Source organism: Actinomycetota bacterium (assembly GCA_028698215.1).
Classification (GTDB): domain Bacteria; phylum Actinomycetota; class Humimicrobiia; order Humimicrobiales; family Humimicrobiaceae; genus Halolacustris.
In genome coordinates this window covers 25,474-39,789 of record JAQVDY010000011.1, presented here as the reverse complement: position 1 = coordinate 39,789, position 14,316 = coordinate 25,474, and the positions used below count along the sequence as shown (strand labels likewise).

Here is a 14,316-nt window from a genome sequence, read left to right as displayed (position 1 = left end):
TATTATTTTCTATAAAGGAGACCAAAATGGCCAAGGTTACTCTGAAAAACCTAACCAAAAAATTCGATGACGTTATTGCTGTAAACGAGATGAACACGATGGTAGAAGATCAGGAGTTCGTGGTATTGGTAGGACCTTCCGGTTGCGGGAAAACAACCACCCTGCGCATGGTGGCGGGGCTGGAGGAGATAACGGAAGGAGAAATATATATCGGAGACAGGCTGGTCAACGATGTTCCTCCCAAGGATAGGGACATCGCTATGGTCTTCCAGAACTATGCCCTTTACCCCCACATGAATGTATATGATAATATGGCATTTGGCCTTAAATTAAGGAAAACCCCCAAAGCAGAGATCGAACAGAGGGTGCAGGAAGCGGCCAAAATATTAAAAATTGAGGAACTGCTTAAAAGAAAACCCAAGCAATTATCTGGCGGCCAGCGCCAAAGGGTGGCATTAGGCAGGGCTATTGTTAGAAATCCCAAAGTATTCTTAATGGATGAACCGCTGTCTAATCTGGATGCAAAATTAAGGGTACAGATGAGAACCGAGATAGCCAAGCTCCATCATAGGCTTAATGCAACCATCATCTATGTAACCCATGACCAAACAGAAGCCATGACCATGGCTGATAAAATTATCATCATGAAGGATGGACTAGTACAGCAAATAGGGCCTCCCCAGGAAGTCTATGACCATCCTAACAATATGTTTGTGGCTGGTTTTATTGGCAGCCCTGCTATGAATTTTGTGGATGTAAAGGTTACAGATGACTTAAAGCTTTACAATAAGAAGTTCACATTAGATACTACCGAGAAGCTGCGGGAAGTTATAAAGAACAACGATCTGGCAGGCAAAGATGTAGTATTGGGCATTAGGCCTGAAGACTTGGAGGATAGTGATTTTATCCAGGGTGCTGGTGAAGGCAATACCCTGGTGTCCAGGGTGGAAGTAACCGAACCTATGGGGGCAGAGATATATGCCTATATAGATATTGATGGGGTTCTGATTACGGCCAGGGTATCTCCCAAATCCAAGGTTACTGATGGGCAGGATATCAAGCTTTATGTGGATATAGACCAGGCTCATCTTTTTGACAGAAAAACTGAACAGGCTTATATTTAAGTTCACTGCTGATTGAATACAATAAAGCACAGTATTTAACTATATTGTGCTTTATTGTATTTTAAGTAAAATGAATTATATGAGTCATAAATATGATGTAATTATTTCAGGCGCAGGGCCTTCGGGCAACCTTCTGGCTTACCTTCTGGCTTCAAACGATATAAAAACCCTGGTGCTGGAAAAAAAATTATTTCCCCGTTTAAAAATATGTGCCGGAGGCCTCCAGTATAGAGCCGCCCAATTGCTGCCTTTCGATATCTCCCCGGTGGTGGAAAAGACTATTTATGGTATTTATTTTTCATACCGGGCTCAAAATATAGTTAACCGTATTTTTGATGACCCTTTAATATATATGGTTGATAGGAAAATATTTGACCAATTTTTAGCACAAAAGGCGCAGGAAAAGGGTGCCCGGTACCGGTATAAATGCCCGGTTACAGGTTACAAAACCCATAACTATGGGGTTACGGTAGATACACCTGGGGCCAGTTTTGAGGGCAAGGTCCTGGTGGGGGCAGATGGAATAAGGGGGCTGGTGCATAGGACCCTTATATCATCCGGGCAATTATTTAAAATCATAGGTTACGAATTCCAACTTGGCAGGGAGGGCTTAAACGGAATACTTGATCTTGATAACAATGCCTCCATAGATTTTGGAGGAATTAGGAAGGGATACGCTTGGATATTTCCTAAAAAAGATTACTTATCTGTAGGTATTGGAGGCCCCTATCAAAATGCTGCTTATATAAAAGAATATTTTAAGAAGTTTCTTTCCGGTTATGCCCTATTTAAAGGGGTGGATACTGTTTTTAAGCTTTACGGGCAGTGCATTCCGGTAAAAAAATCCTCTGCCCCGGTGAGCAAATACAGGATACTGGCAGTAGGAGATGCCGCAGGATTGGGAGATGCCTTTACCGGCGAAGGCTTATATAATGGTTTTAGGAGCGCATTATTGGCTTATCACAGCATAAAATCCGCTTTGGATGCGGGCAGTTACGATTTTAACCATTACAGCCAGGAGATAGGGGACAGCCTATATGAAGATATCAGGATTTCCATGCTTTTTTCCAGGCTTTTTTTCCTGTTTCCCTATCTAATATATAATATACTTAAAAAAAATGATAAGATGTTTAAGACATGCTGCCAGGTTCTGAGAGGAGAAAAGAGTTATCAGCAACTTGCCCGTAAAATTAGATTTTTAAGATATTAAACTGCTGTTTTATTAATGTTGGGAAAGGAATGTTATGAATGGTAAACAACAGGAGACTACCATTGTTCAAATATCTGATTTGCATGTGGGAGAAGCTCAATTTGTTCCCAGCCTGCTAACCAGGGCCATAGATGAAATAAATGAACTTGATCCGGATATGGTAATAATTACCGGGGATCTTACCGGCAACGGGTATAGAAGGGAATATGATACAGTCAAGAATTACCTGGCTCCGATAAAATGTGCCAATATTATAGTGCAACCGGGAAACCATGATTCCCGAAATGTGGGATACCTCCACTTTGAAGATATATATGGAGAAAGATATCTTAGTTTTAAGGATAAGGGAGTAACGGTAGTAGCGGCTGATTCCAGTGAACCTGATTTAGACAATGGGCAGATAGGAAGGGAATATTATAAGTTCATTAGAAATGAATTCAATAAATGTGACCAAAGCCAATACAAAATATTTAGCATGCACCATCACCTTATCCCCATCCCCAAAACTGGCCGTGAACGAAATATAGTTACTGATGCCGGGGATGTGCTGGAGGTCCTGGCTGAATGTGAGGTTGATCTGGTCCTTTGCGGCCATAAGCATGTTCCTTATATCTGGAGTGTAGAAGACATGTACATACTTACTGCCGGTACAGTTTCCTGCCTTCGTTTAAGGGGTAAAATTGAACCCAGCTACAATGTAATAAATATCAGGCCGGATTCCATAGATATATACAGAAGGTTTCCTTTTGATAAGGTGGAAAAAGTATTAGGTTTAAAAAGAAAAACGGATAAGAAGAAAATAAATGATAGATTTATTAAAGAGAAAAAAGAACTTAAATAAACGGCTGGTAGCCTTAATAGACGGAGAGCATTATCCCGATGTTACCCATGATGCCATACAGAAGTTAAAAAATATTTTTCCAGGGGAAGTGGTAGGAATCATTTTTTTAGGGGGGACAGAGAAGCTGGTAATGGATGATCCGGAACAATATTTTGGTGAAAAACTATTTATCATCAAGGACCTGGATACTGATTTCAGCAAGGGCCTGAGCTTATTTAATGCTGATATTGCTTATGATTTGAGCGATGAGCCGGTAGTTAATTACAGAACCAGGATGAAAATAGCTTCTTTCTGCCTGGCTGCAGGATGCAGCTATATGGGTCCAGATTTCCTATTTGAGTATAACCGGAATACCTATACTGTCAGCAAACCCAGCATTTCCATTATTGGTACTGGAAAGAGGATTGGCAAGACAGCTATTAGTTCCCATATTTCCAAGGAATTGGTAAAAGAAGGGGTAAATGTATGCGTATTGGCCATGGGCAGGGGTGGTCCAGCCCAGCCCCAGGTGATAAAAGGGGGAGATATAGACATAACTCCGGAATTTTTATTAAATTTAAGCCAGAAGGGTCTTCATGCCAGTTCAGACTACCTGGAAGATGCTCTAATGAGCAGAATAACTACAGTTGGCTGCAGGAGATGCGGGGGAGGCTTTGGCGGCAAGATTTTTCTCACCAATTTAGAGGAGGGACTACAAGAGGTAGAGAAAATAGGCCCTGACCTGGTAATTATTGAAGGAAGCGGGGCTTCGGTTCCGGATGTAGCCACAGATGCGGTAATTTGTGTAATAGGCGCTTACCAGGATTGGGACAGCATTATTGGTTATCTGGGGCTTTACCGGATAATGAAGGCAGATATGGTTATCATTACCATGGGCGAGCCTCCTTTAGCCTCCAGGGCACAGGTTGAATTTATAAAAGAGCGGGTTAGCTTTTTTAACCCTGAGGCGAAAGTATTTACTTCGGTGTTTAGGCCCAAACCCCTGAAAGACATAAGCGGAAAGAAAGTGTTTGTAGCTATGACAGCCAAACACAGGATTGAAGATGAAATGAAATCATATATTGAAAAACAATTTGAATGCGAGGTAGTTTATATTTCCTTTAACCTGTCTAATCGCAAATTGCTAAGAAAGGATCTGGAAACAGCCCCAGGTTACGATACCATACTGACCGAACTGAAAGCGGCATCAGTAGATGTGCTAACTGACTTTGCTTTTAGCCATAACCGGAACATTATCTATATGAACAATATTCCAGTGATGGATAATGATTCCCGGTTTGAAGCAGAATTATTAAATATTTACGGAAGGATAAGTAAGTAAATGGATAACCAGTACCCGCTGGAACCGGATGTAATAGTAATTTCTGATAAAAAGAGCGGCTTGCCTTTTTCCAAGGGAATTTTAGCTTCTTCCATATCAGTAGCTGGTCTTGATTATGTTACTTCTCATCGAATTGCTTCAGATATACAGGAGTATTTTATTGCCAATAAAATAAATTCCGTTTCACTGGAGGAACTGAGATCGCTTGCTTTTCGTTTCATAAAAGAGGAAGTAGGTTTGGAGCATGCGGAGAAATACCTTTTATGGCAGTCAGTGGGCAAGCTAAAAAAACCAACCATCATTTTGATAGGGGGTGCAACGGGGGTAGGAAAGTCAACTATTGCTACTCTTATTGCCAGCAGGTTAAACATTACCAGGATAGTATCTACGGATGCCATCAGGGAAGTGATGAGAGCATCCGTTTCCGATAAATTAATAAGACCATTGAGAGGTTCCTCCTATAATGCTTATAAAAATCTTACCCTTCCGCCATCAGGGGTGGAACCTGTTATCTTAGGTTTCAGGGAACAGGTAATGGCAGTGGCGGTAGGAGTGGAAGCTATTATAAGGAGAAGTGTAGAGGAGAAATCAGACATTGTAATTGAAGGCGCTCATGTAGTACCAGGATATCTGGACATAGAGGAATTTGCTTCCAAGGCCCTGGTAATTGAGATAGTAATATCAGTACCTGACCGGGAAGTGCATAAAGAACATTTTACTAAAAGGACTTTTGAGACCCAGGGCTCCAGACCCATGCAAAGATATATAAAGCACCTGGACAAGATTCAAATAATTCAGCTCTATATTGAAGAACTGGCAGCAAAGAATGGGGTAAAAAAAATTATAAACTATGACCTGGACAGTACAGTAGCCGAAGTTCTGGAAATCATATTTGCCAGGATTAAAAAAGAGTTTAGCAAAGTAGGTCCTTAAGTATTATTCAATTTTAAAGTAAGCTACCACTACCTGGTCGGCCAGGGTTACAGAGACCTTGTATTTGCCGGGCTGCAGGCTTCCATCTCTTTTTATCATGCTTATAGTGATAGTCCCTGAACCTTCTGTTTGGGGAGTAATGGTATCATGCTGAACCAGGCTATACCCATCCTGGTTTTCTTTTTCCCAATCCACAGCCAGGGTGTGTTGAGTCTTAAGATTTTCTGCTTCGATAATCAAATAAATATCAGAAGTTGAACTGGCATAAAACAGTGGCTCTATAGTTGAAGGCATCGGCTTAGTTTTAAGCTCTGATAAATAGATGTTCTTTATTTCGGGATCCCGGTAATAGGTAGTCAGTGATATGGCTACCAAAATTAAGGTTACTACTACTATAATAATAATGCTTCTCTTGCTCATTATAACTTCAATATTTTTAGGATATTATAAGGGGTATCCATCTTTTTTTCTAATATGAGTAAAATTTGTATTTTACTCAGTTTCAATTGTATTTGACTTAATATTTTTTATAAGCTATATTTTCTAAATAATTCTTAAGGAGGAATAATGCCTATATATAGTTATAAATGTACCAGCTGCGGGCAAGTATTTGACAAACTGCAGAAACCTGGTGGAAACGGAAAAATTAAATGTGAGTATTGCGAGGGAGAAGCAATAAAGGTATTTTCCCCTGTAGGAATAATATTTAAGGGCTCAGGTTTTTATAAAACTGATTACGGCTCTAAGTCCAAAGTTTCTTCTACCAGCAGCACTTCATCTTCCAGTACCCAGGATAAGGGTACAAAGAAAGAAAAGAAGGCTTCAGATAAGGAAGTTGCTAAAACTTCTAAGTCGGCTAGCTAGGCTGCTTTGTAAAAATTACTAATTCTTCCTATAATTACATCAAATGTTTTTAATATTAATATTGTCCCTGGTTCTTATATGGATGCAGGTATCCAGTTTAAGATTTTTGGCGGCAGTAAAAAATAACAGCTCAATTTTAAACCAGGCAGAACAGGTAGAGCAAAGGATGCCTAAAGATAGAAACATGTCCTTTAAATCTTTACCGGTCCTGTTTTCCCTGGGCATGGTTCTTTTCTTTAACCTGGTAGAAATTGGTTATTTTGTATTTAGCGTTTATATTTTTAACGATTTCTTTATTTCTTTGGGTGGCTCCATTATGGTGGGCTATTCTATTTATACCATCATTAAGTTTGTTCCCCAGATAAAGGTATTTTTGCAGAAACCAGCTCAATACTTGAAACAAAAAACCATGGGTTTGGAGAGAATCCTGAATTTGGTTATGTCGTCTATTGAAATTGTTCTATGTTCATATATACTTATAAAATTACTTATTAAATACAAGGTTTTCTAACAGGTGGCAAAACTAAATACAACTAAAAGGCTTCCTGTATTAATAGGCATACTGCTTGGGGTAGGCCTTATTGCTTTTGCGGTCATTTTTATCCCCCAGCTAATTAATTTAAACCGCAGCCAGCAGCCAGCCAGCCAGATTATAGTTCCCAATGATACAGACACCGGAAACGAAGCAGAAGGATTATTGGATATTTTTGAAGAAAACCAGGGGCTGGTAGATACTTTTTCCTGTTTTTATTATCCACAAGCAAGCCTGAAAGATTTTGATATCCTGGGCCAGGACGGAAAGTCCATGTACATATTACTGGAAACCAGCCAGGACCTGTCTGCAGTAGAGAAATTTTATCAAGACAAGAAAGTCCAGTCTATCTGGTCACAGGCTGAAACTTATGAAAGCAGTTCCTTGTTCCGGGAAGAGCAGTTTATAGGCCAGGACAGCAGCAGAAGTGCCAAGTATACTTATAATAGTATTCAGAGGGACCAAGTGGTCAATGTGCTTATTAATGCTGCCCAGGACCAAGAAACTGAAATTATGATTATTTATTGGCAACTATAATAATCCATGGAAGAATTAAAATTATCTTCTCCGCAGGTTTATTCAGTAAGCGAGCTAAACTCTCATATTAAGAAAACCCTAGAAAGCTCTTTTAAGGATATTTGGGTAGAGGGTGAGGTCAGCAATTTTTATTTCCATAACAACCAACATATGTATTTTGACCTAAAAGATGAATACAGCAAAATCAAGGTGGTAATGTTTTACCAGCAGAACCGTAATTTGCTGTTTGAGATGGCCGATGGGCTGCATCTTTTAATCCGGGGTTATGTTTCCCTTTATGAAAAAAGGGGAGAGTACCAGATCATAGCGGTTGATGCCAAACCAGTGGGCAAAGGTTCTCTCATACTGGCATTTGAGCAATTGAAAGAGAAGCTCCAGGCTAAAGGATATTTTGACCCGGAAAGAAAAAAACCAATACCTGTATTGCCTAAAAAAATTGGGCTGGCTACCTCTACGGGAGGAGCAGTAATAAGGGATATAATATCAGTGCTTAGCCGCAGGAGCAGGAAGTATCACCTGGTGGTAAGAAATGTTAATGTACAAGGAAGGGATTCGGCAGAAGATGTATGCCGGGCTATTGATGATTTGAGCAGCTACGGGGCGGATGTTATCATAATTGCCAGGGGCGGCGGCTCCCTGGAAGATCTGTGGGGCTTTAATACTGAAATACTGGCAGACAAGATAGTGGCCTGCCCGGTTCCCATAATTTCTGCCATAGGCCATGAGACTGATTTCACCATTTCTGATTTTGTAGCTGATGTGCGGGCAGCTACCCCATCAGTTGCAGCAGAAATGGTAACCCTGGATAAAGCCAAGGCTATAGCGGATATAAATAATTTAAAGGTTAAGCTTTATGGTGCGGCGGCGGCGAAATTGAAATATTATTATAGGGAACTGGATTTTCTTCTGGATAGAAAAATATTCAAGCAGCCTTTATCCTTGCTGGCAGGACGGCAGCAGCTTCTGGATGACTATAACCTGAAATTGGCGGATTCAGGACGGAAAATGGTTGCTGCCAGGCATCAGAAGCTACTTAAGCTGGCCGGCAGGCTCAGTTACCGGGACATGGCTAATAAGGTTGGGAACCAAATTCTAGCCCTGGATAATTACAGAAGCAGGCTCAGCTCTTCCATGTCCAAAATTTGGGAAAACAAAAAAAACAGGGTACAGCTTGTGGTAAAAAGCCTGCATCACCACAGTCCTGCATATATACTTGGCAAAGGTTTTGGTATAATATATGAACAGGACAGGATAGTGCACAGTATAAACCAGGTACAGGTGGGCCAGACTATAAAGGTTATTATGCAGGATGGTTATCTATGGTCTAAGGTATTGGAAAAAATAAAGGATAAGGTTAGGTTGAAATATGAATGAGAAGTCAGAAAAAATGGATTTTGAAAAAGCATTAAAACAGCTGGAAAAATTAGTAAAAGAATTGGAAGATGAAAATATATCTTTAGAAAGCGCTATGGAAAAATTTGAAACTGGAATAAAGTTGTCCTCGTTCTGTTTAAATAAATTAAATGAAGCAGAAAAGAAGATTGAAGAACTCTCCCACTCTGAAAACGGAAAACTCATTTCCAAAGAACTGCAAATAGAGGAATAGCAGAGTCCTCTCAAAGTTAGGTAAAAGTACCAATACTTTCACCACAAGAAAATTAAAATAAATATAAAAATAGTAGACAAATATGTAGTAATGTGTTACCTTAATGGTGTGATGTGGTGGAAAGTGGAGGGAAAATACATAAAATAACCTCCATTTAGCAAAAAAATGGTGGGGCCGGCTAATGTTCCTGGGAGAATACCAAAGGGTAATAGATAAAAAAGGAAGAATATTTATACCTTCCAAATTTAGGGAGGATTTAATAAGTGGCACTGTAATATCAAAGGGCTTTGATGAAAGGTGTCTTTTTTTATTTTCCAAGGAAGGCTGGGCCAACCTGCAGAATAGAATAATGGCTTTGCCGGTTACTAAAAAAAATACTCAGAAATTTTCCCGATGGTTTTTCTCTTCTGCTACTGAAGAAACCATGGATCAGCAGGGAAGGGTTAAAATACCGCAGAGCTTAATAGATTATTCTCAAATAAAAAAAGATATTGTGCTGGTAGGGGTATCGGACAGGGCTGAAATATGGGCCAAGGAAGTTTGGGATACTTATTATCAGCAGGCAGACCAACAGTTTATGGGTCAGGATACAACTTTTGAAGATTTAGGTTTTTAAAAGAGCATGATGGTAAATGATTATCATGAACCGGTTCTTTTAAAGGAGGTTTTAAATTATTTAGATTTAAAACAAGGCGATACTGTTTTTGATGGGACACTTGGCGGTGCTGGCCATACCATAGCAATAATTAAAGAAATTGCCCCCACAGGCATAGTAATTGGAGTAGATCTTAGTAGCCAGGCTTTAAGCACCGCCACCAGAAAACTTGAAAATTTAAAGGATAATGCCATTTTAGTCAATGATAATTTTGCCAATATAAAGGGTATTATCCATCAGTTAAAACTTAAGAAGCTGGACAAGGTTCTGTTGGACCTGGGATTGTCTTCTTATCAGATAGATAAGTCAGAAAAAGGCTTTAGCTATATGAAAGAAGAACAGCTGGATATGAGATTCGGTTCCCAGGGTTTAAGTGCTTATGAAGTGGTAAACCATTACCAGGAAGAGGATCTAAAGAGGATTTTCTACCAGTATGGTGAAGAGAGGTGGGCTAAAGTGATAGCAGCTAATATTGTTAAAGAAAGGCAAAAAGAGGAAATTGGCACTACCTCCAAGTTGGCAGAAATAGTGGAAAAATCAATTCCCCGGCATAAAAAATCCAGGAGAGGCCACCCAGCAAAAAGAGTATTTCAGGCTATTCGCATCGAGGTAAATTGTGAACTGGAAAATTTGAGCAGGGCTATAGAAGATGGTTTTGAGGTTTTAAATAAAGGCGGGAGAATGGTTATTATATCCTACCATTCATTGGAAGACAGGATAGTAAAAAATAAGTTTCTAAATTATGCCGGCAAATGCACCTGTCCTCCAGGTTTACCGGTTTGCAGCTGCGGGGCTAAAAAGCAGGCTCATATTTTAACCAAAAGGGCAGTAAAACCCTCCGCAGAAGAGGCAGAGAGGAATCCCAGAGCCAGCAGTGCCAAACTAAGAGCAATAGAGAAATTATAATTATGGAATCTAGATTAGCGCAAAAAGAAAATATATATACCAGGAAATCTTATCCCCTGCTTTATTTGGTGGATAAAAGCCAAAAGGGCAGGGAAAAGATTGTCTATTCCAACAGCAGTCTTTTTTACTTAATCATAGCTGCTGTATTGATGATATGCATGGGAGCCCTGTTTAATGTCGGCTTAAAAATACAGAGCATCAATTATCAAAAGGAAATTCTGAACTTGAACCAAATGATATCCATGGAAGAGGAAAGGCAGGATAGGGTCCTGCTGGAGATATCTGAATTGAAGTCTCCGCAGAGAATACTTGATTCTGCATCTGAAAACCTGGGTATGGAGATATCTGAAAACATGGCAGTTATCGAGGTGGCCCAAAATGATATCAGGGCCAATGAACAGATGCAGGAATACCTGGCTAAAAGCCCTTCCGATAATACCAGCAGGTATAATAATTTTATGGGTACCATTTATTATATACAGGATATAGTGATGGTAGTATCCGAGAGTGTTCTAACATTTTTTATCCCTTGATATAAGATGTGAAAAACAGGCAAATGATAAGGAAAAAGGATCATAAAGTAAGCAGGAAAAGAATTTATTTCCTGTTTATTTTGTTTTTATTGGGCTTTTTTATACTATCCTATAAGCTGGTAGACATTCAGTATCTCAATGCTTCCAAGTATAAGACATATGCGGACTACCAGCATATGGGTGAATCTATAATCAGTGCCAAAAGAGGGAAGATATTGGATAGAAACGGAGTAGAAATGGCAGTGAGCCTTATAGAGAAAACAGTATATGCCAATCCCCAGCTGATTGCAGATGCTTCAGATGAAGCTTTGATATTATCTGAAATTTTAGGTGTAGATAAGCAGGAGCTGGAAGAAAAACTGGGACAGGAGGACCTTGGTTTTGTCTATATCAAGCGCAAGGTTAGTACTGAAGTTGCAGAAGAAATAGAAAAACTAAACCTACCAGGAGTTTATATCCAGAACGAGGCTAAAAGATTTTATCCCCAGAACAGTTTGGGTGCAGCTATAATTGGTTTTACCGGTATAGATAATGACGGGCTTTCGGGAATTGAGCTTCAATATGAAAAAAACCTAAGAGGGGTAGATGGGAAGTTCATAGCTGAAAAAGATGTATTTGGGAATGTAATTCCCGGGGATAACCAGACCCACATTGAGCCTATAAATGGTGACGATATAGTACTTACCATAGATTCCCAGATACAGTATCTGGCTGAACAGGAATTGGCCCAGGTGGTAGAGGATTACAATGCGTTAAGGGGAATGGTGGTAATAATGAATCCCAATAATGGGGAGATTTATGCTATGGCTAATTACCCTGGTTTTGATCCAAATCATTATGAAGACTTTGAGGCAGAAACCTTCAAGCTTCTGGGTACTTCCTATACCTATGAGCCGGGCTCTACTTTTAAAATAGTAAATATATCTTCTGCGCTGCAACATGATTGTGTGGGGCCAGATCAGCTATTTAGCCTGCCTCCTAAAATACAGGTAGGAGACAGGTTTATAGAAGAAATATTCAGGACCGGCTATATTGATTACAGCACCAAAGAGATTATAGTAAATTCCAGTAATGTAGGAGCGGTAGTGGTTGCCCTGTCTATGGGCAAACAGCTTTTTTGGGAAAGCGTAAGAACATTCGGTTTTGGCCAGGTAACCGGAATTGATTTTCCGGGAGAAGAATCAGGCTATATGTATGATTATAAAACTTGGCCTGAGTCTACTATCGGGGCTATGGCCATTGGGCAGAGCATAACTGTTACCCCGGTGCAAATGGTGAGGGCTGCCAGCGCTATTGCTAATGGAGGATTCTTGGTTAGCCCCACATTAGTAAAAGAGATAAAGAAAAACGAAGAGTCTATTCTCAACAATAGCGAGCAGAACCAGGTTAGAATCCTGGATGCAGAGACCTCCCATCAGGTAAAGGATATGATGCTGGCAGTGGTAGAAGGAGGGACCGGCCAGAATGCTGGTGTAGAGGGGGTTCAGGTTTGCGGTAAAACTGGTACTGCAGAGAAAGCCAACCAGAACGGGGTAGGTTATGATGAAGGCAGGGTAATAACCTCTTTTATCGGCTTTGCCCCTTACCAGGAACCAAAGGCAGCCATGTTGATTGTAATAGATGAGCCCCAGGGAGGGGATAATGAAATTTGGGGAGGAACGGTAGCTGCCCCTTTATTTAGCAAATTGATGAAATTTTCTTTGCAGAGATTGAATATGATTGAACCATAATTTCAGGTTTTGATTTTTATCCTAAACCAAATTATTATAGGTCTTGAAACAATATGAAATTAAAAAACTTACTAGGAACATTAGATTATGAGGTTTTAGAAGGAAGCCTGGAAGATGAGATAAAAGACATATGTATCAACTCCAAGCAGGCCGCCAAAGACAGCCTGTTTATTGCCATAGAAGGCTTTAAAGTTGACGGCCACGAATTTATAGGTGAAGCTGCCCGCAGGGGGGCCAAAGCAGCGGTAATACAAAAGGATATCAATCTTAACTTTCCAATGATAAAAATCAAGGTACCGGATACCAGGGCGGCTTTAGCCGGCATATCATCTAATTTTTACCAGGGCCCCACCACACGGCTAAAACTGATAGGGGTTACCGGTACCAATGGAAAGACTACTACCAGCTTCTTGCTGGATTCCATATTTAGAAAAGCAGGCCTAAAATGTTCCATGATTACAACCGTTCAATCATTCCTGGACCAAACAGGGGTTGAATTTGACCGCACTACTCCTGGAGCATTGGAACTTAATCGTTTCTTTGCAGAAAGCTGGAGCCAAGGAGTAGAAGCGGCAGTGATGGAAGTTTCTTCTCATTCCGTGGATCTACACCGGGTAGACCATATCCAGTTTGAGGGTTTTATTTTTACCAACCTTTCTCAGGATCATTTGGATTATCATCAGAATATGGAGAATTATTTTCAGGCCAAGTTAAAACTGTTTAGCCCGGACCGCAGGCCTCTTTATGGGGGAAGGTTTGCAGTTATCAATAAAGATGACCCTTATGGACAGAAAATAATAGCTGCCACTGACTTGCCTTCCTTAACTTACTCTGCTAAAAACCCAGCTGATTTAAAAGCAGAAAACATTATAAACAGCATAGAAGGGTTAAGCTTTAACCTGCAGCTGAAAGGGGAAAAATGGGCAGGGATAAGGTCTGGCCTTTCCGGTATGTTTAATGTTTATAATATTATGGCAGCGGCCGGGGCCGCCCACCTATTGGGAATTAGCCCTGCAGATATTAGCTCAGGCATAAGGGAGCTGCCTGGGGTACCGGGGAGATTTGAAAAAATTGATACGGGGCAACAGTTTTCAGTTATTGTAGATTATGCCCATACTCCGGATGGTTTGGAAAATGTATTGTCGACCATAAAGCAGTTAAACCAGAAAAAAGGAAGAATTATTACTATTTTTGGCTGTGGAGGGGATAGGGACAAGCAAAAAAGAAAGCTGATGGGGCAAGTGTCTAGCAAGTATTCAGATATCAGCATCATAACTTCGGATAACCCTCGAACTGAAAACCCGTCGGCCATTATAGGAATGATAGAGCAGGGCTTTGGTGCCCAGGATTCGTATTTGGTGATAGAGGACCGCCGCAAAGCAATTGAAGAAGGCCTAAGTATAGCCAGGCCCAAAGACATAATCCTAATAGCGGGGAAAGGCCATGAGGATTACCAGGAGTTTGCAGACTATAGAATTCATTTTAGCGATCAGGAAACAGTTAAAGATATTTTAAAGGGATAAT

General features: G+C 40.3%; 16 protein-coding genes. 15 read left to right on the top strand and 1 reads right to left on the bottom strand.

What is annotated here, in order from left to right; all coding sequences use genetic code 11:
- Nucleotides 1-26: 26 nt before the first annotated feature.
- The 5 genes from ugpC to PHN32_05010 all read left to right on the top strand — a co-directional run bounded on the left by ugpC (nucleotide 27) and on the right by PHN32_05010 (nucleotide 5,429).
- Nucleotides 27-1,124 carry a sn-glycerol-3-phosphate ABC transporter ATP-binding protein UgpC gene (ugpC, locus tag PHN32_05030; protein MDD3776950.1) on the top strand — a complete coding sequence of 366 codons (1,098 nt, stop codon included), beginning with the start codon at nucleotides 27-29 and terminating at the stop codon, nucleotides 1,122-1,124.
- Nucleotides 1,125-1,203: 79 nt separating this feature from the next.
- Nucleotides 1,204-2,334: an NAD(P)/FAD-dependent oxidoreductase gene (locus PHN32_05025; protein MDD3776949.1), complete on the top strand. Its 1,131-nt coding sequence runs from the start codon at nucleotides 1,204-1,206 to the stop codon at nucleotides 2,332-2,334.
- 34 nt (nucleotides 2,335-2,368) lie between these two features.
- Nucleotides 2,369-3,175 (top strand): metallophosphoesterase family protein, encoded by an 807-nt coding sequence (locus PHN32_05020; GenBank protein ID MDD3776948.1) that lies wholly within the window; start codon nucleotides 2,369-2,371, stop codon nucleotides 3,173-3,175.
- On the top strand, nucleotides 3,138-4,496 hold the full coding sequence (locus PHN32_05015) for a 2,3-diphosphoglycerate synthetase (GenBank protein ID MDD3776947.1): 1,359 nt from the start codon (nucleotides 3,138-3,140) through the stop codon (nucleotides 4,494-4,496). The genes PHN32_05020 and PHN32_05015 overlap by 38 nt, the downstream gene beginning before the upstream one ends.
- Nucleotides 4,497-5,429, top strand: coding sequence for a 2-phosphoglycerate kinase (locus tag PHN32_05010; GenBank protein MDD3776946.1), 933 nt, complete (start codon nucleotides 4,497-4,499; stop codon nucleotides 5,427-5,429). It begins immediately after the preceding gene.
- A gap of 3 nt (nucleotides 5,430-5,432) precedes the next feature.
- Here PHN32_05010 and PHN32_05005 read toward each other — a convergent pair whose 3' ends face one another.
- Complete coding sequence (locus PHN32_05005; GenBank protein ID MDD3776945.1) at nucleotides 5,433-5,849, bottom strand: hypothetical protein; 417 nt, start codon at nucleotides 5,847-5,849, stop codon at nucleotides 5,433-5,435.
- Between the two features lie 147 nt (nucleotides 5,850-5,996).
- Between PHN32_05005 and PHN32_05000 the strand changes: the two genes are divergently transcribed.
- The 10 genes from PHN32_05000 (at nucleotide 5,997) to PHN32_04955 (ending at nucleotide 14,315) form a co-directional block, all read left to right on the top strand.
- Entirely contained in the window at nucleotides 5,997-6,293 is a 297-nt protein-coding gene (locus PHN32_05000) for a zinc ribbon domain-containing protein (protein MDD3776944.1), read from the top strand.
- Nucleotides 6,294-6,336: 43 nt separating this feature from the next.
- Nucleotides 6,337-6,804 carry a hypothetical protein gene (locus PHN32_04995; protein ID MDD3776943.1) on the top strand — a complete coding sequence of 156 codons (468 nt, stop codon included), beginning with the start codon at nucleotides 6,337-6,339 and terminating at the stop codon, nucleotides 6,802-6,804.
- A gap of 3 nt (nucleotides 6,805-6,807) precedes the next feature.
- The gene (locus PHN32_04990) at nucleotides 6,808-7,362 is read left to right on the top strand and encodes a hypothetical protein (protein ID MDD3776942.1); all 555 of its coding nucleotides are present in this window, start codon (nucleotides 6,808-6,810) and stop codon (nucleotides 7,360-7,362) included.
- Nucleotides 7,363-7,368: 6 nt separating this feature from the next.
- On the top strand, nucleotides 7,369-8,736 hold the full coding sequence (xseA, locus tag PHN32_04985; protein MDD3776941.1) for an exodeoxyribonuclease VII large subunit: 1,368 nt from the start codon (nucleotides 7,369-7,371) through the stop codon (nucleotides 8,734-8,736).
- Nucleotides 8,729-8,968, top strand: coding sequence for an exodeoxyribonuclease VII small subunit (gene xseB / locus PHN32_04980; GenBank protein MDD3776940.1), 240 nt, complete (start codon nucleotides 8,729-8,731; stop codon nucleotides 8,966-8,968). Before xseA ends, xseB begins: the two co-directional genes overlap by 8 nt.
- Nucleotides 8,969-9,149: 181 nt before the next feature.
- Nucleotides 9,150-9,584, top strand: a complete 435-nt coding sequence (gene mraZ, locus PHN32_04975) for a division/cell wall cluster transcriptional repressor MraZ (GenBank protein ID MDD3776939.1) — start codon at nucleotides 9,150-9,152, stop codon at nucleotides 9,582-9,584.
- A gap of 9 nt (nucleotides 9,585-9,593) precedes the next feature.
- Nucleotides 9,594-10,529, top strand: a complete 936-nt coding sequence (gene rsmH / locus PHN32_04970; protein ID MDD3776938.1) for a 16S rRNA (cytosine(1402)-N(4))-methyltransferase RsmH — start codon at nucleotides 9,594-9,596, stop codon at nucleotides 10,527-10,529.
- Between the two features lie 2 nt (nucleotides 10,530-10,531).
- Nucleotides 10,532-11,062, top strand: coding sequence for a hypothetical protein (locus tag PHN32_04965; protein ID MDD3776937.1), 531 nt, complete (start codon nucleotides 10,532-10,534; stop codon nucleotides 11,060-11,062).
- A 23-nt stretch (nucleotides 11,063-11,085) separates the two neighbouring features.
- Complete coding sequence (locus PHN32_04960; protein MDD3776936.1) at nucleotides 11,086-12,792, top strand: penicillin-binding protein 2; 1,707 nt, start codon at nucleotides 11,086-11,088, stop codon at nucleotides 12,790-12,792.
- Nucleotides 12,793-12,845: 53 nt separating this feature from the next.
- Nucleotides 12,846-14,315, top strand: coding sequence for a UDP-N-acetylmuramoyl-L-alanyl-D-glutamate--2,6-diaminopimelate ligase (locus PHN32_04955; GenBank protein ID MDD3776935.1), 1,470 nt, complete (start codon nucleotides 12,846-12,848; stop codon nucleotides 14,313-14,315).
- Nucleotide 14,316 lies beyond the last annotated feature (1 nt).

What these genes read in the sequence shown, in the direction of transcription:
- ugpC (MDD3776950.1), top strand. Translation starts at nt 27, where the DNA reads ATGGCCAAGGTTACTCTGAAAAACCTAACCAAAAAATTCGATGACGTT.
- PHN32_05025 (MDD3776949.1), top strand. Translation starts at nt 1,204, where the DNA reads ATGAGTCATAAATATGATGTAATTATTTCAGGCGCAGGGCCTTCGGGC.
- PHN32_05020 (MDD3776948.1), top strand. Translation starts at nt 2,369, where the DNA reads ATGAATGGTAAACAACAGGAGACTACCATTGTTCAAATATCTGATTTG.
- PHN32_05015 (MDD3776947.1), top strand. Translation starts at nt 3,138, where the DNA reads ATGATAGATTTATTAAAGAGAAAAAAGAACTTAAATAAACGGCTGGTA.
- PHN32_05010 (MDD3776946.1), top strand. Translation starts at nt 4,497, where the DNA reads ATGGATAACCAGTACCCGCTGGAACCGGATGTAATAGTAATTTCTGAT.
- PHN32_05005 (MDD3776945.1), bottom strand. Translation starts at nt 5,849, where the DNA reads ATGAGCAAGAGAAGCATTATTATTATAGTAGTAGTAACCTTAATTTTG.
- PHN32_05000 (MDD3776944.1), top strand. Translation starts at nt 5,997, where the DNA reads ATGCCTATATATAGTTATAAATGTACCAGCTGCGGGCAAGTATTTGAC.
- PHN32_04995 (MDD3776943.1), top strand. Translation starts at nt 6,337, where the DNA reads ATGTTTTTAATATTAATATTGTCCCTGGTTCTTATATGGATGCAGGTA.
- xseA (MDD3776941.1), top strand. Translation starts at nt 7,369, where the DNA reads ATGGAAGAATTAAAATTATCTTCTCCGCAGGTTTATTCAGTAAGCGAG.
- xseB (MDD3776940.1), top strand. Translation starts at nt 8,729, where the DNA reads ATGAATGAGAAGTCAGAAAAAATGGATTTTGAAAAAGCATTAAAACAG.
- mraZ (MDD3776939.1), top strand. Translation starts at nt 9,150, where the DNA reads ATGTTCCTGGGAGAATACCAAAGGGTAATAGATAAAAAAGGAAGAATA.
- rsmH (MDD3776938.1), top strand. Translation starts at nt 9,594, where the DNA reads ATGGTAAATGATTATCATGAACCGGTTCTTTTAAAGGAGGTTTTAAAT.
- PHN32_04965 (MDD3776937.1), top strand. Translation starts at nt 10,532, where the DNA reads ATGGAATCTAGATTAGCGCAAAAAGAAAATATATATACCAGGAAATCT.
- PHN32_04960 (MDD3776936.1), top strand. Translation starts at nt 11,086, where the DNA reads ATGATAAGGAAAAAGGATCATAAAGTAAGCAGGAAAAGAATTTATTTC.
- PHN32_04955 (MDD3776935.1), top strand. Translation starts at nt 12,846, where the DNA reads ATGAAATTAAAAAACTTACTAGGAACATTAGATTATGAGGTTTTAGAA.